Source organism: Microbacterium sp. UBA837, assembly GCF_002296025.1.
GTDB lineage: Bacteria > Actinomycetota > Actinomycetes > Actinomycetales > Microbacteriaceae > Microbacterium.
In genome coordinates, this window is sequence record NZ_DBHD01000141.1 from 1 (window position 1) to 16,765 (window position 16,765).

Sequence of the window (16,765 nt, forward strand, 5' to 3'; positions counted from 1 at the left end):
GCTCTTGCGCTGCATGACGCCCGGCGCCTGCAGCTCGAGGGCGCGGCGGCCTTCCGTGGCCACCTCGCCGAGACCGTCGATCGGGTTGCCGAGCGGGTCGACGACGCGGCCGAGGTAGCCGTCGCCGACGGGAACCGAGAGCACCTCGCCGGTACGCGTGACCTGCTGACCCGCCTCGATGCCGGCGAAGTCGCCGAGGACGACGACACCGATCTCGTGCTCGTCGAGGTTCAGGGCGAGGCCCTGCGTGCCGTCGGCGAAGGTCACCAGCTCGTTGGCCATGACGCCGGGGAGACCCTCGACATGGGCGATGCCGTCGGCGGCGTCGATGACGGTGCCGACCTCGTTGGCCGCTGCCCCGGAGGGCTCGTAGGCCGCGACGAAGTCTTTCAGCGCGTCACGGATGACGTCGGGGCTGATGGAGAGTTCTGCCATGGTCTTCCTTCGTTAAGGTCCTTCTCGGGTTCCGTGCGTCGGACCCGAAGTCTGCGCCTGTCGGCGGTGTCGTTAGCCGGCCAGTCGCTGACGGAGGTCGGCGAGCCGGGAGGAAACACTCATGTCGATGACGTCATCGGCGATCTGCACGCGCAGGCCGCCGACCACTGTCGGGTCGATCACGGTGTTCAGGGAGATCTTGGTGCCGTAGCGACGGCTGAGCAGCTCGGTCAGGCGGCTCGCCTGTTCCGCGCTCAGCGCAGCCGCTGCGGTGACCGTGGCGACAGCGCGGCCGCGTTCGTCGGCGACGATGCGGATCGCGCGCGACAACAGCTGGCGCACACGGCGCTCGCGCGGCTGCTGCACAAGCGAAGACGCGACGAGGACCGTCGCCTCGCTCGCGCGTCCGGTCAGCAGCTTTGCTACGAGGTCGCCCTTTGCCGAGGCATCACCGAGGCGACTCCCCAGTGCGAGTTCGAGCTCCGGGTTCGCCGCGACCGTGCGGGAGAACTCGAACAGCTCGGACTCGACGTCTGCATCGGACGCGATCGTGGCGGCGCGCACAGCGAGCTCCTCGATCCCGTCGATGAGATCGGATGCCGATGACCACCGCTGCTGGACGGCGTTGGTGAGCAGACCGACTGTCGCCGGAGCCATCGACGGCCCGAAGACATCGGTGATCACCTTCGCGCGGGCGGCGGGCGCCGCCGCTGAATCGGCCAGCGCGCCGCTGAGCTGCGAGGTCTGGCCGAGCTCACGCGCGGCGACGAAGAGCTCGCGGGCGACGGTCAGGTCGACGCCACGAGCCGCAGCCAGCGCCGCGGTCGTTTCCGCGAGCGCCTGATTCGTCGCGCTACCCATTACTTCGCCGCCGTCTCGGATGCCTCGAGATCGGCGAGGAAGCGGTCGACGACGGCCTTGGCCTTAGCGTCGTCCGACAGGGTCTCACCGATCACACCGCCGGCGAGGTCGAGGGCCAGGGTGCCAACTTCGCCGCGCAGCGACACGAACGCGGTCTGGCGCTCGGCGTCGATCTGAGCGTGCGCGGCAGCCGTCAGGCGCGCGGCCTCGGCAGACGCGCTCTCCTTGGCCTCGGCGACGATCTTCTTGCCGTCCTCGCGGGCGGCGTCGCGGATTTCACCAGCCTCGCGGCGGGCATCAGCCAGCTGCGCGGTGTACTCCTCGAGGGCGGCCTCAGCCTTGCGCTGGGCCTCGTCGGCCTTGGCGATGTTGCCTTCGATCGCCGCAGAACGCTCGTCGAGCAGCTTTTTCATCCGCGGCAGAGCGTACAGCCAGAACAGCACGAGGATGACGATGAAGCACACCGACGACCAGATGATGTCGTACCACGCCGGGATGAGCGGGTTGTGCGCAGCCCCCTCTTCGGCGGCGTACGTGACAAGAGCCGTGAGCATCCTGTCTCCTTAAGGCTGGGTGAGTCGGATCAGACGAAGATGAAGTAGGTGGCGATACCGATGAACGCCAGCGCCTCGGTGAAGGCGATACCGATCCACATCAGCACCTGGAGGCGACCGGCGAGCTCGGGCTGACGAGCGACGCCCTCGATCGTCTTGCCGACGACGATGCCCACGCCGATGGCCGGGCCGATGGCGGCGAGGCCGTAGCCCATCGTCGCGACGTTGCCGGTGACCTGGGCGAGAACCGTAGTTGCGTCCACGGATTTTTCCTTTCGGTTGAGGGCGGCTTCGGGCCGACCCGCTTAGTGCTCTTCCGCCACCGCGAGCTGGATGTAGACCGCGGTGAGGAGGGCGAAGACATAGGCCTGGAGGACGGCCACCAGGATTTCGAACAGAGTGAAGACGAACCCGAAGGCGAGGCTGCCGGCTGCCAGAGCCGACCACCAGCCACCGAGGTCAAAGAGGAAGAACTGGGTAGCCGCGAAGAAGAGGATGAGCAGGAGGTGACCGACCATCATGTTCATAAGCAGACGGAGAGTCAGCGTCACCGGACGGATGATGAAGGTTGAAATCAGCTCGATCGGGGTGACGATGATGTAGATCGGCCACGGAACACCCGAGGGGAACAGCGAGTTCTTGAAGAAGTTCTTCGGGCTCTTGCGGATACCGGCGTAGATGAACGTCACGTAGCTGATGATCGCGAGCACCAAGGGCACGGCGATGACGCTGGTGCCGGCGATGTTCATGAACGGGATGATTCCCGTGATGTTCATGAACAGGATCATGAAGAACATCGTCGTGAGGATCGGCAGGAACCGCTGGCCGTCCTTCTTGCCCAGGAGATCTTCGGCGATGTTGACGCGCACGAAGTCCAGGCCCATCTCGACCAGGCTCTGGAAGCGCCCGGGGACTACCCGCATCCGACGGGTGCCGAGCCAGAAGATGAGGACGATGACGATCGTCGCGAAGAACTGGATGAGGTTGATGCGCGTGATCGAGAGAGCCTCGATCCCGAAGAGCTGGAAGATCGGCTCCGGGAAGAACTCATCGACAGACGGTCCGTGGAAACCCCCGCCATCTTCGGCAGTGGACACGATAAGGCTCGCAGCTTGAGTAAACAGCGCTGGCTCCAGCTTCGGGGCACCGGGGATAAGCCGTTGCGACGATGGGCGATGAGTTAGCGGTCCCGGCAGCGCTCGTCAGGCGAACGGGCGGGCGCAACACAACATTAGCAAACCCGAAGGGCTCCCGGCGCCGCGTCACTCCCTTCCGGAGGTGTCCTCCGGGTCGGCGGTCGGCAGTTTCGTGTCACTTGCGTACGGCAACCGCATCCGAGTGAGCACGATGACGTCCACGGCGAGCGAAGCGAGGATCCCCGCGACGATGGCAAGGAAGAACACGAGCGAGTTCACCCACGGCTGGTCGCGCACCACGAACAGCACGACCAGGAACACGATGAATTTCAGCAGCCAGCCACCGAGCACGATGCCGAAGAAGATCGGAACGTACAGGTCGGTTCCGAACCACCGGTTGGCGATCAGGATGCTGACACTCGTGATCCCGAGGAACACCGCTGCCAGCAGCACGCCGAGCAGCGCGCTCCAGAGCCCGGACTCGCCGGCGGCGAGGTAGCCGACGAGGGCACCGACCACGGCGAGCACGCCGGTCACGATCGCCGACCAGATCACCGTCGTACGCAGGATCGGGGTGCTTGACACGGTGCTCACGAGGCCTCCTGGGCGGTGGTGACGGGTGCGGGGCGGCGCCCCGGGGGCATGAGGGTGACAACGAGGCAGGCGATAGCGCCGACGACTCCGAACCCGACGCCGAGGAGGTACTCCCCCGGCCAGTCGGATGCGGTTCCGATGTACATCAGCAGCATCGCAAGGCCAATGATCGCCGTCCAGGCATAGAAGATGAGCACTGCCGTACGGTCGCTGTGGCCCATGTCGAGCATCCGGTGGTGCAGGTGCTTACGGTCGGGCGAGAACGGCGACTTCCCGGCGCCGACACGACGGATGATCGCAAGACCGAAATCCAGCAGCGGCAGCAGCACGATCGTGATCGGCAGCAGGATCGGGATGAACGCGCCGAGCAGCTGCGACCTTCCGAAGTTGTCGGGATCGAGCTGTGACGGGGTGATCTGACCGGTGATCGCGATGGCCGACACTGCCATCAGCAGGCCCAGCATCAGGGCTCCGCTGTCTCCCATGAAGAGCTTCGCGGGCGTCCAGTTCAGCGGAAGGAACCCGATACAGGCCCCGATGAGCGCTGCGGCGATGAAGGATGCGAGGTTGAAGTAGGTGGTCGCGCCGGCGTCTCGGACGAGCAGGTACGAGTACGCGAAGAAGACCCCGTTGGCGATGAGGGCGACACCGGCGACGAGCCCGTCGAGCCCGTCGATGAAGTTGACGGCGTTCATCACGATCACGATCGACAGGACCGTGAGCACGAAGCTCATCCAGCTCGAGCCGACAGTCAGCCCGCCGATCGGGAGCGAGAGGATCTGCAGCTTGCCGAACCAGGCGATGATTCCCGCCGCCGCGAACTGCGCGCCGAGTTTGATCATCCAGTCGAGGTCCCAGATGTCATCGGCGACACCGACGAGGACGATGAGCGTCGTTGCGCCGAGGATCGCCCACACCGCAGCGGGGTCTGCCCAGAAGATCGAGAAGAACGGATGCTGTGACGAGGCCAGAAACGCGGCGACGATGCCGATGTACATGGCGACGCCACCGAGCCGCGGCGTCGGCGTCTTGTGCACATCGCGCTCCCGGATGCCGGGATAGAGCTTGTAGCGCATGCTCAACTGCCACACCGCCCACGCCAACACGAGGGTGATGGTCGCGGTCAGGATAACGACGAACAGGTATTGCTTCACGCGGATCCGGCGTCGTCGGCATCCGTCTCGACCGGTGCGGCGGGGTCCTCGAGCAGATCGCCGATCACCTCGCGGATCTCATCGGCGCTCACGGCGCCGATCCGAAGGATTCGCGCGGTTCCCGGCTCGCGTCGCGCCAGTCCCGTGGCGTCGAGGATCGTCGAAGGGACTCCCGTGGCGACGGGGCCCGAATCCAGGTAGACGTCGATCCGGTCACCGAGCATCTGGTGTGCGCTCAGCACGTCGACGGCAGCGGCCTCGCCGGTCAGATTCGCACTGGAGACCGCGAGCGGACCGGTCTCTTCGATGAGTTCGAGAGCGATGCGGTGATCGGGCATCCGAACCGCAACGGTGCCGCGGGTCTCCCCCAGGTCCCAGGTCAACGAAGGCTGAGCGGGCAGCACGATCGTGAGCCCTCCCGGCCAGAACTTCTCGATGAGTCGCTCCACCGGCTCTGGCAGGTCGGCAACGAGTGCGCGCACCATGGCGGTTCCCGCAACGAGCACGGGCGGTGGCGATTCTCGGGTGCGGCCCTTGGCGTCCAGCAGCCGCTGCACAGCGGCAGCATTGAAGGCGTCGGCGGCCACGCCGTAGACGGTGTCGGTGGGGATGACGACGAGGGCGCCCCTGCCGATCGCTTGGCGCGCCTGTCTCATGCCGGGCAAGAGCTGGGCGTCGTCGCGGCAGTCGAAGATGTCGGACATGGCTTGCTCAGTCTACGGAAGCGGCGGGCGATTCCGGGAAGCGCGGACGCTGGGGAAGCGCGGGGCGCGGCGGGAAGCGCGGGGCGCGGCGGGAAGCGCGGGCGGTTACGGATGCAGCGCGGTGGTGACTCGGTCGCGGCGCGTGAGATCCATGTGGGTGGCGGGCGCGCGCCAGCCGTCGGCGCTCAGCAGCTCGCGGATCTCAGCGCCCTGGCTCTCGCCGTGCTCGATCGCGACGATTCCGCCCGGGTGAGCAAGGCGAAGCGCCGTCGCACTGACCTGCCGGACGATGCCCAAGCCATCTGGTCCCCCATAGAGGGCGGTCGGCGGATCGAACCACCGCACTTCGGGATCGCGGGGCACCGCGGCATCCGGCACGTACGGCGGGTTACTCACGACCACTGACGCCATCCCGTCGAGGTCGGGAAAGGCGCGCGCGAGATCGATGAAGGCGAGGGTGGCGTTCTCGGCACCGACGTCGGCGAAGTTCTCCTTGGCCCAGACGAAGGCATCGACGGCGTTCTCGGCGGCGAAGACTCGGGAGTGCGGAGCCTCCGTCGCAAGCGCGAGGGCTATGGCCCCCGAGCCGGTGCCGAGGTCGACGGCGATCGGTGACGGTGACGCTGCCGCGAGCAGCGCATCCAGCGCGATCTGCACGAGCGTCTCGGTCTCGGGCCGCGGTACGAACACCCCTGGCCCTACCCGCAGCTCGAGGTGGCGAAACGGCGCGGTGCCGGTGATGTGTTGCAGCGGCTCCCGACTCGCACGGCGTGCCACAAGGTCTCGGAAGTGCGCGTCGGATGCCTCGTCCAGGGTGTCGCCGCGAAGGGCAGCTGCCTGCAGCTCACCGCGGCCCACATCCATCACGTGTGCCAGCAGAAGCTCGGCATCAACGCGGGCATCCGCGATTCCGGCAGCAGTGAGCGTATCGGTGGCGTCCGCGACAGACACGGCGATCTCGCGGGGACGCATGTCATCGGAAAGATTCTGGGCAGGCATGAGCGCCCCAAGCCTAGGACCCCGGGACGTTCTTCGTCACAATCGGGCCCCTGCCGGTGAGGCTCGCCTAAGCTGAATGGTCGTCACCCACGTCGCCCGAAAGGCCCCGAAATGACCGGCATCCACAACGACATCACCAGTGCGTTCGGAAACACCCCGCTCGTCCGCCTGAACCGCGTCGCGGAGGGCGTCGATGGCACCGTGCTGGCAAAGCTCGAGTTCTACAACCCCGCATCCAGCGTCAAGGACCGCCTCGGCATTGCGATCGTGGATGCCGCCGAAGCCGCGGGCGAGCTCCCCCCGGGCGGCACGATCGTCGAGGCGACCAGCGGCAACACCGGAATCGCGCTGGCCATGGTAGGCGCGGCACGCGGCTACAAGGTCATCCTGGCGATGCCCTCGTCGATGTCGACCGAGCGCAAGCTTCTGCTCAAGGGTTACGGCGCCGAACTCGTGCTGACCGACCCGGCTCAGGGCATGAAGGGCGCTGTCGCGAAGGCCGAGGAGATCGCCGCCGAAACGCCGGGTGCGGTTCTGGCCAAGCAGTTCGCCAACGAGGCGAACCCCGCCATCCACCGCAAGACCACCGCTGAAGAGATCCTGCGTGACACCGACGGCAAGGTCGACTACTTCGTTGCCGGTATCGGCACGGGTGGCACGATCACGGGCGTCGGCCAGGTCCTCAAGGAGCGCGTGCCCGGCGTCAAGGTCGTCGCTGTCGAGCCGAAGGATTCCCCGCTGCTGACCGAGGGGCGCCCCGGTCCCCACAAGATCCAGGGCATCGGCCCGAACTTCATCCCCGAGATCCTCGATCAGGATGTCATCGATGAGGTGATCGACGTCGAGTTCGACGACGCGATCACCACCGCCCGCGCCGTGGGCACGAAGGACGGCATTCTCGTGGGCATCTCCAGCGGTGCTGCAGTGTGGGCTGCCCTCCAGGTCGCGGCCCGACCCGAGGCTGCGGGCAAGAACATCGTCGTGGTCATCCCCTCCAACGGCGAGCGCTACCTGTCAACTGCCCTGTTCGAGCACCTGCGCGAGGACTGAGCGTGGGAGTGCTCCACGTCGTCGGCCGCGTCCGCGAGGACATCGCTGCGGCGAAGCTTCGAGACCCCGCAGCCCGCAGCGGTCTCGAAATCGCGGTGCTCTACTCGGGCCTGCACGCGATCTGGGCGCACCGCATCAACCACTGGCTATGGACCCGCAACGCGCGCTTCCTTGCGCGCGCCGGGTCACAGCTCACTCGCTGGCTCACCGGCATCGAGATCCATCCCGGAGCACGGATCGGTCGCCGCTTCTTCATCGACCACGGCATGGGCGTCGTGATCGGCGAAACTGTCGAGATCGGCGATGACGTCCTGCTCTACCACCAGGTCACGCTGGGCGGACGGCAGCGCGAGGGCGGCAAGCGCCACCCCACAATCGGCGACGAGGTGGCAGTCGGCGCCGGCGCGAAGATCCTCGGCCCGATAACGATCGGCGACCGCTCGGTCGTGGGCGCGAACGCCGTGGTCACGCGGGACGCGCCGGCCGACAGCATCCTCACCGGCATCCCGGCGAAAGCCCGCAAGCGCAAGGACGGCATGGACACCCGCGCCATCCTGACCATGCCCGACTACCAGATCTGAGGGCGCCGATAGCGCGGCACGGCGCTGATCAGGCGCGGGCGGCGCGCGGTCGTTCGGGTGGTACCGCCGCCAACAGTTCGCGGGTGTACTCCTCGCGAGGGTCGGCGAAGAGGGATGCCGCGGGACCCGCCTCCTGGACCCTGCCCTCGCGCAGCACGACAACGTCGTGACTCATCTCCTGAACAATCGCCAGGTCGTGGGCGATGAACAGGTAGGTCAGTCCGAGATCTCTTTGCAGCGCACGGAGCATCTCCAAGACACGCGCCTGCACCGACACATCCAGCGACGCTGTCGCCTCATCGAGAATGATCATCTCGGGTTCAAGCGCGAGGGCACGGGCGATCGATACCCGCTGGCGTTGCCCGCCGGAGAGCTCGTGCGGGTAGCGGAAGCGGAACGCCGGGTCAAGATCCACCAGCTCCAACAACTCGCAGACGCGGCGCTCGCGATCGCGCGTGCCGCGTCCCGCCAAGCGATGCACGCGGAGCGGCTCCGCGATGGCATCAGCTACCGATCGTCGCGGGTCCAGCGACGCGAACGGATCCTGGAACACCATCGCGATCCGCCGACGGTCCTGCCGCCGAGTAGCCAGAACGTCGCGTCCCGAGAGTGTGGCGGACCCGGCATCCGGTGATACCAAGCCGGTCAAGGCCTTCGCGATCGTGGACTTTCCCGACCCCGACTCCCCCACGAGGGCAAGTGTCGTTGCCCGGTGCACAGTGAAGCTGACGTCGTCCACCGCGTGGATCTCGCGTTTGCCGACCGGTGTCGGGATGGTGAACCGCACATCCAGGTCCGTTACTTCCAGCAAAGCAGGAGCGTCAGGGGCGGGCACGGGTCCCTTCCCCGCGGTGACACGCGGCCTGGCACGAAGGAGCTCGACCGTGTACGGATCGGAGGGACGGTCATACACCTCGAGCACCGATCGGTGTTCGAGCGCTTGCCCCTCACGCATCACGATCACATCGTCGGCAACCTGCCCGATCACGCCGAGATCGTGGCTGATCCAGACCACCGCAGTTCCCCGTTCCTGCTGCAGTGCGCTCACCAGATCGATGATCTGCGCTTGCGTCGTCACGTCCAACGCAGTGGTGGGTTCGTCGGCGATCAGCAGAGCGGGATCGCACGCGATCGCGATGGCGATCATGGCGCGCTGACATTGCCCGCCCGACAACTGATGGGCGTAGGCATCCACCCGCTCCTCCGGGTGAGGCAGCCCGACAGCGTCGAGGAGCTCGATCGCGCGGGCACGCGCGCGACGGCGTGTCAGGCCGCGGTGAGCCTCGAGCGACTCGGTGATCTGATGGCCGATCGTGAGATAGGGATTGAGCGAACTAGACGGGTCTTGGAAGACGAACCCGATGGCGTCACCGTGCACCCGACGCAGATCTCGGGCCGACGCGGTCACCAGGTCCACTTGCTCCCCCGCCCGGGAAAGCACGCTCGATCCGCTCACCCGCCTGCCCGGCACATCGATCAGACCCGTCGCCGCGAGAACCGTCATCGACTTTCCTGATCCGGACTCACCGACGATGCCCACGGTCTGCTCACGTGCGACGTCGAAACTCACACCCCGTACGATGGGCGCGGCGCCAACCGATACGCGCAGGTCCTGCACACGCAGAATGGGTTCGCTCATCGGGATCTCCTCGCTTCGATCCGCGTGCGCTGCCGAGGATCGAGGACGTCGCGAAGCCCGTCACCGAACAGGTTGAACGCGAGTGCCGTGATGAAGATGGCGGCTCCCGGGAAGACGCTCATCCACCAGGCCTGGCCGAGGAAGCCCTGCGCGGTGAAGAGCATCCCACCCCAGGACGGTGATGGTGGCTGCACCCCGAGGCCGAGGAACGACAGCGCTGCCTCTGACAGAATCGCAAATGCCAACGACAGAGATGTCTGGACGACCAGGGGCCCCGCGATGTTGGGCAGCACATGCCGCGCGACGATGACGGGCCCCGGGGTGCCCATTGTCTGCGATACCTGAACGAAGGGCGAGGTGCGCACAGCGAGCGTGCTGGCGCGGGCCACGCGGGCAAAGATCGGCGTGTAGACGATGCCGATCGCAAGCGTCGTGGTCAAGACCCCCGGCTGGAAAATCGCGACGATCGCCAGCGCGAGAAGGAGGACCGGAAACGCGAACATGACATCGACGATCCGCATGAGCACCAGGTCTACCCATCCGCCGCGGTAACCGCCGGTGACGCCGACCAGGACGCCCACCACGACGGCGAACGCGACAGCCGCTACCGCAATGGACAGAGAGGTGCCGGTCGCGATGATGACACGGCTGAAGACGTCTCGGCCCAGTTCGTCGGTGCCGAACCAGTGGGCTGCGCTCGGCGGCTGCAGCTGGCTGGCAACGTCGATGTCGTTAATGCCATACGGCGCGATCCACGGGCCTGCCACGGCCACAATCGCGACGATCGCGAGAATGACCGCACTGATGACCGTAAGCGGGTTGGACGCGAGTAGGCGCCACGCTGACAGGCGGGCGGATGCAGCCGAGACGGGGGCGACAGGAGCACTCATGAGACGCGGATCCGGGGGTCGACCACGGCATACAGGATGTCGACGAGAAGGTTGACGAGGATGAACATCACGGCGATCAACAGGATGGCGCCCTGGATCAATGGGTAATCCCGGGCGGCTACGGCATCGTAGACGAGGCGGCCAAGACCCGGCCACGCGAAGACAACCTCCACGACGACGACCCCACCGAGGATGGTGGCAAGTTGAATTCCCGCGATCGTGAGCACGGGAACCAGGGCTCCGCGGACGATATGTCCGAACGTGATCGTTCGCGGAGCCAACCCCTTGCTCACCGCAGTGCGCACATAGCCTGAGGATGCGATCTCGAGGACGGCGGCGCGAATGTAGCGGGTCATGATGGCACCGGCAACCAGGCCGACCGTCAGACCCGGGAGCGCGACGTGACGCAGCCAGTCCAGCGGGTCTTCTGTCAGCGGGGTGTACCCGCTCGCCGGCAGAAGGCCGAGCGTGACTGAGAACACGGAGATGAGGATCATGCCGAGCCAAAAGTCTGGGATCGATACGCCGAACTGGCTCGACGTGCGAACGATGATGTCGCTGACCCGCCCTTCCCGTAGCGCCGACCAGATACCGGCGGGGACGGCGATCACGAGCGCGACAACAACGCCGAACAACGCGAGGGATACGGTGGCCGGCAGCCGCGACATCAGCGTCGCGGTCACGGGTTCGCCGTTACGGAAGCTGACCCCGAGATTGCCGGTAATCGCGTTCAGGAGATAGGTGCCGAACTGTTCGTACAGTGGGCGGTCGAGCCCGGATGCCGCTCGCAGAGCTTCGTAGGCTTCGGGTGTGTAGCGGGTGCCCAGTGCCAAACGCACCGGGTCGCCGGGCACCAGGTGGACGAGCGTGAAGACAACCACCAGAACGCCCAGCAAGACGACCGCGGACGAGAGGAGGCGCGTGGCGACGAACCGCGTTACACGGCGGGGCTGCACACTCGTCATCTCGGCCTCCTCTCGTCCTGGGTCGTTCGATCGCGCGGGGAACTCAGCCCGCGAGCGCAGTGTCCCGGAACCGGATGGCCCTGTCAGCGCGTGTCTCGTATCCGGTGACGGACAGAGACCAGACCTGGATCACGGAGGGGTTGTACAGATAGATGTAGCTGGCGTCATCGGCGATAATCCGCGCCGCCTGAGCGTACAGGTCCTTGCGGGCGTCCCGGTCGGTTTCGACCCGAGCACGATCGAGCAGGTCGTCGACCGTGGGGTTGGAGTACTTCTGTGCGTTGCTGGCACCGTCGGTGTGGTGCTGAGCGTAGTAGAAGTCATCCGGGTCGATGTTGCCGAGCCAGCCCATCATCAGCATGTCGAAGCTGCCGCTGTTCTGTTCGTCGAGCCACGTCGAGAAGTCGGGTTGACGGATCTCAACGGTGATCCCGAGCGGCTCCAGCGACGCAGCGATGATCTGCGCCGCGGTGACCGTTTCGGGGTAGTCGCTGGTGGCGAGCATATCGAGGGTGCCGCCCTCGAACCCCGCCTCGTCGAGCAGCGCTTGCGCCGCGTCGAGGTCGGTGGAGTACTCGTCGTAGTTGGTATACCAGAAGCTCTGCTCAGGAATCGCGAGCTGGTTGACCGCCGCCGTTCCGTAGCTGACCGCCTGCACAATGGCGTCTCGATCGATCGCGTACGCGATTGCTTGACGCACGCGCGGATCGTTCCACGGCGAGCGCGCCTCGTTCAACGCCAGATACCAGTAGTCGCTGGAGGGAGTGAGACCCAGGGTGACCTCGCTATCCGTTGCCAGCGCGTCGACCTGCTGCGGGGGAACCACGTCGGTCCAGTCGATGTCGCCGGCGCGGAGAGCAGCAAGGGCGGTCGCGGGCTCCGAGATGAAGCGGTACTCGACGCCGCCGAGCTTGGGCGCCCCGCCCCAGTAGTCCGAGTTGGCCGTCAGGCTGATGTGGTCGCCTGACACATAGTCGGATACGGAGAAGGGCCCGGTTCCGACGGGGGCTGTGGTGATGTCTCCCGATTCGACGTTCTGCTGCTCGACGATTGCCATGCCCTTGAATCCACCGAGGTTCGAGAGCAGGTTGGGCGTCGGTTGCGAGACCGTGATCACGACAGTGTCCTCGTCCGGCGCGCTGACGTCGGTGACGGTGGCGAACTTCCACGCGTTCGCAAGCTCCTCGTCAATGATCCGGCGATAGGAGTAGACGACATCCTCACTGGTGAACGGCGAACCATCGTGGAACGTGACGCCGTCGCGGAGATCGAACGTCCACGTGAGCTGGTCGTCGCTCACTTCCCAGCTTTCGGCGAGAGCCGGCTGCATCTGAAGGTTCTCGTCGGGTTCGACAAGGGTGTCGAAGACGTTCTCCAGCACTTCGAACGAGAAGTACGAACTGGTCCGCTGGGGATCGAGCTGGTCGGGTTCACCCCCGATTGCCGCGACGAGAACGCTGTCGCTCGAGCCGGAATCGCCGAGATCCACGGGCTCGCCGGCGGAGCAGCCGACGAGCGCGATCGCGGCGACACTGAGGCCTGCGACGCCGGAGAGAATGCGCGTGTTCATGGTGAGCCAATCGGTCGGGATCGGGTTTCATCATTTTGATGATGTTTTGATCAGTATGGGCGAGTATTGTCGGCAGAACAAGCACGCGTTGGAGATGAAACACGATCTTCACAAAGCCGCGCAGCCCCGTCGGGAGATTCTGTGACCTACACCGCCCTCATTCGCGACACCACCGCAGGCACGATCGGCGCCGCCACAGCAAGCCGCTCTCTTGCCTGCGGCAATGCCGTCATCCTGGTCGATCCGCGAGTGGGCGCCGTCGCGAGCCAAGCATGGACGAATCCGTCGTTACGCGCGAAGATGCTCAGCGCCATGAGCGCCGGAGCCAGCGCCGCCGACGCTGTCGCACGTGTCCCGGAGTGGGACGAAGGGTTCCCCTGGCGCCAAGTCGCTGCCCTCGGGCACAGCGGTGCGGGGGCTGCCCTGACGGGCTCCGACGTGAGTTCTTGGGCGGGACATCGAATCGGAGCCGACGCCGTGATCGCGGGGAACCTCCTCACCGGCAAGGGTGTGCTCGAAGCGATGGCAACTGCCGACGAGGACGATCGATCTGACGCACGCAAAGCCGGCGACGCCCGTCTTGCCTACCGCCTTCTGGCGATGTTGGAAGCGGGCGAGCGTGCCGGAGGCGATGCCCGCGGGCGCCAGAGCGCGGCGATCGTCGTCGGACGCATCGGTGGCGAGGTCACTTATGATCTGCGCGTGGACGACGCCGAAGATCCGCTCCGCGAACTACGACGGCTGATCGACCTCCGGGCTGCCGAGCGCGGAGTTGAGGCTGCGCCACTCAGCGCTCGAACGGAGTGACCGCGCCGAGCACGACCGTGACCTCGTCGTGCCCGTTCTCCCACCAGTGCGCCTCGGAGCATCCGTAGGTAACAGTGTCACCCTCGCCGAGCTCCACGCGACGGTCTCCGAGAGTGACGACGAGGACTCCGCGCTCCACCGTGACGCACTCGGTGCCGATGTGTCGGAACGGCCGCTCGCGATTGCTGAATCCGGGCGGAAGGGTCGAGCGGATCAGCTGCAGCATGGACTCGCCCCGTGGAGTCAGCAGCTCTCGTACGGCGCGTTCAGGCTCCGGAACGTCTGCTTCTGGCGGCATCCGGTGACGCCGACTGGCCGGGACCACCGCAAGCGTGCCCGCGGGTTCGTCCATCAGCTGACCGGCGGGGACACCGAGGGCCGCCGCCAGGCGCTGGATGGATACCAGCGAAGGATTGCCCAGGCCTCGCTCGAGCTGACTGACGAGACCGAAACTCACCCCCGCCTTCTCAGCGAGCGCCTGCACACTCAGTCCGAGACGGCGTCGAGCGTCGCGCACCGCGGCACCCAGGATCTCGACCGCCCGCGATTCGTCGTGATCGGCGGTTCGGGTCATGTGGGCAACGATACCGGGCGGCTTCAGATCGGCTACCGCGCACGCGTCACGCCACGGCAGCCGGCTCGTGCCCGCGGCCGCGATGTTCCCGGCCGCGAAGCGCCGGAGAGCGATCACGGTCAGCAGCGAGAGCACTCCAACGATCGCGGCGGTGACCACCATTGTCGTGACGAAGGCGACCTCATACGATGCGGCAGCCCCCTGGAGCAGCGCTGTCCCGTTGCTTCCCGAGGGAATCGTGCCGTTTTGCGTGTAGGCGTAGATCGCATCGAGCGCCTCGCCGTAGCGGGCGGGGGTGACTCCGGCATCCTTCAGCCGGTGAATGACGCCGTCGCGCGTGAGCGCATCCACGAGGACCATGCTTCCTGACAGCCCGACGGCATACCCGAACTGCCCGATCGTCGTTCGCGATGACGTGACCGCGCCGAACTGCGCGGCGGGCGCGAGCCGCAGCACGAGCGCGCCGTAGGGCACGAGACCGCTCATCCCGAAGCCGATCAACAGCATGCCCGGGAGGAAGAACCAGAACTCGTGCGAGATCAGGATGAGGGCGAACGCCAGAAAGCCCAGGAGCGATGCTCCCCCACTGATCATGATCGCCGTCGCTTGCGAAAGACCGGCGCTGAGCCTGCGACCGATGTATAACGAGGCGGCCACCGAGATGATCGTGACCGGCAGCTGCCCGAGAGACACCTCGACGGTTGAGAAGCCGTAGACGTATTGCCAGATGTTGGCCAGCTGCAGGATGCCGACAGCCTGCGCGAGATTGAACGCGACGCCCATTCCGACAGCCGCGACAAACCCGGGGTTTCGGAACAGCTCGATCGGGAAGAACGGATGGGCTCCGCGCTTTTCGACCACGACGAAGATCCCGAGGAACAGCAGACCCGCCAGCAGGGGCGCCCATGTCAGCGGCGAGGTCATGCCCGCGCCGGCATGTGAGATTCCGTACAGCACACCGATGATGCCGAGCGCGAGCAGGATCTGCCCCAGAACGTCCGCGGGTCCGCGCGCCGTCCGCGGCTGCGAGGGAGAACCAGGAGCACGGCAGGGATGGAGATCAGGCTCACCAACGGGACGATGAGGAACGCGAGGCGCCAATCGACCGACGCCAGCGAGCCACCGATGAAGCTGACGATGATCATCGACACGGCATTGAAGGCGGCAAACGACCCCATGGCCGCTGCGATTTTTCCCTGCGGAACTACCGCACGAATGTAGGCGACCGAGGCGCCATAGACCGCGCCCAGGCCGATACCCGCCAACGCGCGTCCCGTCAGAAACAGCGCGGGATCGAAGGCCACGGCGACGATCAGATCTCCCAGCGCCGATAGTGCTAACGCAAGCACCAACAGCAGTCGCCTGCCGATGCGGTCGGCGAGCAGGCCCGTCGTGATGACGGTTGCCGCCAACATGAGGGTCGAGATGCTCGCGGCGATCGCCTGCAATCCGGCATCCATCTGCAGCGCGCGAGCGGACTCGACCAGCGCTGTGCTCGCGATCGTGGGGTCAGCGGTCTGGACACCACCCATGATTCCCAGCAACGGGATCGCCAGAGCCGCCTGTCTGCGGGAGGTTCCCGCACCGACAGGCGAGGCAGCGCTCACGCGTGATCCCCGGGAAGGTGGCAGCAGGCCGGCACGCCGTAGGTGCGCAGCTGCGCGAACGCGGCGTCGTCGACCTGGTGGGATGCCGCCGCGAACTCCCCGAGGTCGACCCGAGAGCCGCCGAGCCATGTGCCGAGCACCCCGATGGCACCGATCTTGTCGGGGACTACGGCGTACGGATCTGCGTCGAGCTCGACGAAGTCCGCGAACTTGCCGACTTCGATCGAGCCGATCTCGTGCTCACGCCCCAGCGCGAACGCGGCGTTGACCGTGTGAGCACGAAGCGCCTCATCGAGGGTTGCGGCTTGTTCGGGGGCATGCAGGGTACCCCCCACTGTCTGCCGCCTCCGGCGGCGGCTCTCGCTACTTCTCGGAGCGACGCTCCTCGACCTTCTTCTTGATGAAGACCATCGGCAGCAGCCACGTCGCGAGGGCAGTGACCAGCCACACGATGACGGGCGCGAGAATCCAGGTGAGCACGAAGGGCTCACCGATGCTGATGCCGCCTCGGGGGATCAGTACGACGATCACGAGCGCGATGAGCGTCGAGATGATGCCGATGCCGCCGAGCAAGGCGGGTGCGTTGCGCTTGGCGACCGTCGCGATCCACGGCGAGAGCACGCTCTGGAGCACCGCGAAGATCAG

19 protein-coding genes and 1 pseudogene are annotated in these 16,765 nt (G+C 66.3%); 3 read left to right on the plus strand and 17 right to left on the minus strand.

Annotation, left to right across the window (positions count from 1 at the left end):
- The 9 genes and pseudogenes from B3587_RS10290 to prmC form a co-directional block, all read right to left on the minus strand.
- Nucleotides 1–435, minus strand: a pseudogene (locus B3587_RS10290) (F0F1 ATP synthase subunit alpha); the annotation flags it as partial.
- Between the two features lie 72 nt (nucleotides 436–507).
- Nucleotides 508–1,296, minus strand: a complete 789-nt coding sequence (locus tag B3587_RS10295) for a F0F1 ATP synthase subunit delta (protein WP_292728370.1) — start codon at nucleotides 1,294–1,296, stop codon at nucleotides 508–510.
- The gene (locus B3587_RS10300; protein ID WP_228177661.1) at nucleotides 1,296–1,850 is read right to left on the minus strand and encodes a F0F1 ATP synthase subunit B; all 555 of its coding nucleotides are present in this window, start codon (nucleotides 1,848–1,850) and stop codon (nucleotides 1,296–1,298) included. The genes B3587_RS10295 and B3587_RS10300 overlap by 1 nt, the downstream gene beginning before the upstream one ends.
- A gap of 29 nt (nucleotides 1,851–1,879) precedes the next feature.
- Nucleotides 1,880–2,113, minus strand: a complete 234-nt coding sequence (gene atpE / locus B3587_RS10305; RefSeq protein WP_292728372.1) for an ATP synthase F0 subunit C — start codon at nucleotides 2,111–2,113, stop codon at nucleotides 1,880–1,882.
- A gap of 42 nt (nucleotides 2,114–2,155) precedes the next feature.
- Nucleotides 2,156–2,947 (minus strand): F0F1 ATP synthase subunit A, encoded by a 792-nt coding sequence (gene atpB, locus B3587_RS10310; protein WP_292728374.1) that lies wholly within the window; start codon nucleotides 2,945–2,947, stop codon nucleotides 2,156–2,158.
- A 165-nt stretch (nucleotides 2,948–3,112) separates the two neighbouring features.
- Nucleotides 3,113–3,580, minus strand: coding sequence for a hypothetical protein (locus B3587_RS10315; protein ID WP_292728376.1), 468 nt, complete (start codon nucleotides 3,578–3,580; stop codon nucleotides 3,113–3,115).
- On the minus strand, nucleotides 3,577–4,734 hold the full coding sequence (locus B3587_RS10320; RefSeq protein WP_292728378.1) for an MraY family glycosyltransferase: 1,158 nt from the start codon (nucleotides 4,732–4,734) through the stop codon (nucleotides 3,577–3,579). The genes B3587_RS10315 and B3587_RS10320 overlap by 4 nt, the downstream gene beginning before the upstream one ends.
- Entirely contained in the window at nucleotides 4,731–5,438 is a 708-nt protein-coding gene (locus B3587_RS10325) for an L-threonylcarbamoyladenylate synthase (protein ID WP_292728380.1), read from the minus strand. The genes B3587_RS10320 and B3587_RS10325 overlap by 4 nt, the downstream gene beginning before the upstream one ends.
- 105 nt (nucleotides 5,439–5,543) lie before the next feature.
- On the minus strand, nucleotides 5,544–6,410 hold the full coding sequence (gene prmC, locus B3587_RS10330; protein ID WP_292728405.1) for a peptide chain release factor N(5)-glutamine methyltransferase: 867 nt from the start codon (nucleotides 6,408–6,410) through the stop codon (nucleotides 5,544–5,546).
- 138 nt (nucleotides 6,411–6,548) lie between these two features.
- On the opposite strand from prmC, the gene cysK reads away from it, so the two are divergent.
- Nucleotides 6,549–7,487, plus strand: a complete 939-nt coding sequence (gene cysK, locus B3587_RS10335) for a cysteine synthase A (protein WP_292728382.1) — start codon at nucleotides 6,549–6,551, stop codon at nucleotides 7,485–7,487.
- A 2-nt stretch (nucleotides 7,488–7,489) separates the two neighbouring features.
- Entirely contained in the window at nucleotides 7,490–8,068 is a 579-nt protein-coding gene (gene epsC / locus B3587_RS10340; RefSeq protein WP_292728384.1) for a serine O-acetyltransferase EpsC, read from the plus strand.
- Nucleotides 8,069–8,096: 28 nt separating this feature from the next.
- Here epsC and B3587_RS10345 read toward each other — a convergent pair whose 3' ends face one another.
- Genes B3587_RS10345 through B3587_RS10360 form a run of 4 tightly spaced genes read right to left on the minus strand, consistent with a single transcriptional unit; the run spans nucleotide 8,097 to nucleotide 13,132 of the window.
- Nucleotides 8,097–9,707 (minus strand): dipeptide ABC transporter ATP-binding protein, encoded by a 1,611-nt coding sequence (locus B3587_RS10345; protein WP_292728386.1) that lies wholly within the window; start codon nucleotides 9,705–9,707, stop codon nucleotides 8,097–8,099.
- A complete protein-coding gene (locus B3587_RS10350) occupies nucleotides 9,704–10,597 on the minus strand; it encodes an ABC transporter permease (protein WP_292728388.1) in 894 nt (297 codons plus the stop codon). Before B3587_RS10350 ends, B3587_RS10345 begins: the two co-directional genes overlap by 4 nt.
- A complete protein-coding gene (locus tag B3587_RS10355; protein WP_292728390.1) occupies nucleotides 10,594–11,562 on the minus strand; it encodes an ABC transporter permease in 969 nt (322 codons plus the stop codon). The genes B3587_RS10350 and B3587_RS10355 overlap by 4 nt, the downstream gene beginning before the upstream one ends.
- A 43-nt stretch (nucleotides 11,563–11,605) precedes the next feature.
- Nucleotides 11,606–13,132, minus strand: coding sequence for an ABC transporter substrate-binding protein (locus B3587_RS10360; protein ID WP_292728392.1), 1,527 nt, complete (start codon nucleotides 13,130–13,132; stop codon nucleotides 11,606–11,608).
- A gap of 141 nt (nucleotides 13,133–13,273) precedes the next feature.
- On the opposite strand from B3587_RS10360, the gene B3587_RS10365 reads away from it, so the two are divergent.
- Nucleotides 13,274–13,939, plus strand: coding sequence for a DUF1028 domain-containing protein (locus B3587_RS10365; RefSeq protein WP_292728394.1), 666 nt, complete (start codon nucleotides 13,274–13,276; stop codon nucleotides 13,937–13,939).
- Here B3587_RS10365 and B3587_RS10370 read toward each other — a convergent pair.
- The 4 genes from B3587_RS10370 to B3587_RS10385 all read right to left on the minus strand — a co-directional run.
- Nucleotides 13,920–15,437, minus strand: coding sequence for a helix-turn-helix domain-containing protein (locus B3587_RS10370; RefSeq protein ID WP_292728396.1), 1,518 nt, complete (start codon nucleotides 15,435–15,437; stop codon nucleotides 13,920–13,922). The two genes, B3587_RS10365 and B3587_RS10370, sit on opposite strands and share 20 nt — an antisense overlap.
- On the minus strand, nucleotides 15,434–16,120 hold the full coding sequence (locus B3587_RS10375; protein WP_292728398.1) for an MFS transporter: 687 nt from the start codon (nucleotides 16,118–16,120) through the stop codon (nucleotides 15,434–15,436). Before B3587_RS10375 ends, B3587_RS10370 begins: the two co-directional genes overlap by 4 nt.
- Nucleotides 16,117–16,455 (minus strand): amidohydrolase family protein, encoded by a 339-nt coding sequence (locus B3587_RS10380; RefSeq protein WP_292728401.1) that lies wholly within the window; start codon nucleotides 16,453–16,455, stop codon nucleotides 16,117–16,119. Before B3587_RS10380 ends, B3587_RS10375 begins: the two co-directional genes overlap by 4 nt.
- A 28-nt stretch (nucleotides 16,456–16,483) precedes the next feature.
- The coding region (locus tag B3587_RS10385; protein ID WP_292728403.1) for a hypothetical protein at nucleotides 16,484–16,765 on the minus strand (282 nt) is incomplete at its 5' end.

Excerpts from the sequence above, each read along its gene's own strand:
- B3587_RS10300 (WP_228177661.1), bottom strand. The coding sequence starts at position 1,850 with ATGCTCACGGCTCTTGTCACGTACGCCGCCGAAGAGGGGGCTGCGCAC.
- B3587_RS10350 (WP_292728388.1), bottom strand. The coding sequence starts at position 10,597 with ATGAGTGCTCCTGTCGCCCCCGTCTCGGCTGCATCCGCCCGCCTGTCA.
- B3587_RS10295 (WP_292728370.1), bottom strand. The coding sequence starts at position 1,296 with ATGGGTAGCGCGACGAATCAGGCGCTCGCGGAAACGACCGCGGCGCTG.
- B3587_RS10325 (WP_292728380.1), bottom strand. The coding sequence starts at position 5,438 with ATGTCCGACATCTTCGACTGCCGCGACGACGCCCAGCTCTTGCCCGGC.
- B3587_RS10355 (WP_292728390.1), bottom strand. The coding sequence starts at position 11,562 with ATGACGAGTGTGCAGCCCCGCCGTGTAACGCGGTTCGTCGCCACGCGC.
- cysK (WP_292728382.1), top strand. The coding sequence starts at position 6,549 with ATGACCGGCATCCACAACGACATCACCAGTGCGTTCGGAAACACCCCG.
- B3587_RS10360 (WP_292728392.1), bottom strand. The coding sequence starts at position 13,132 with ATGAACACGCGCATTCTCTCCGGCGTCGCAGGCCTCAGTGTCGCCGCG.
- prmC (WP_292728405.1), bottom strand. The coding sequence starts at position 6,410 with ATGCGTCCCCGCGAGATCGCCGTGTCTGTCGCGGACGCCACCGATACG.
- B3587_RS10370 (WP_292728396.1), bottom strand. The coding sequence starts at position 15,437 with ATGACCTCGCCGCTGACATGGGCGCCCCTGCTGGCGGGTCTGCTGTTC.
- B3587_RS10345 (WP_292728386.1), bottom strand. The coding sequence starts at position 9,707 with ATGAGCGAACCCATTCTGCGTGTGCAGGACCTGCGCGTATCGGTTGGC.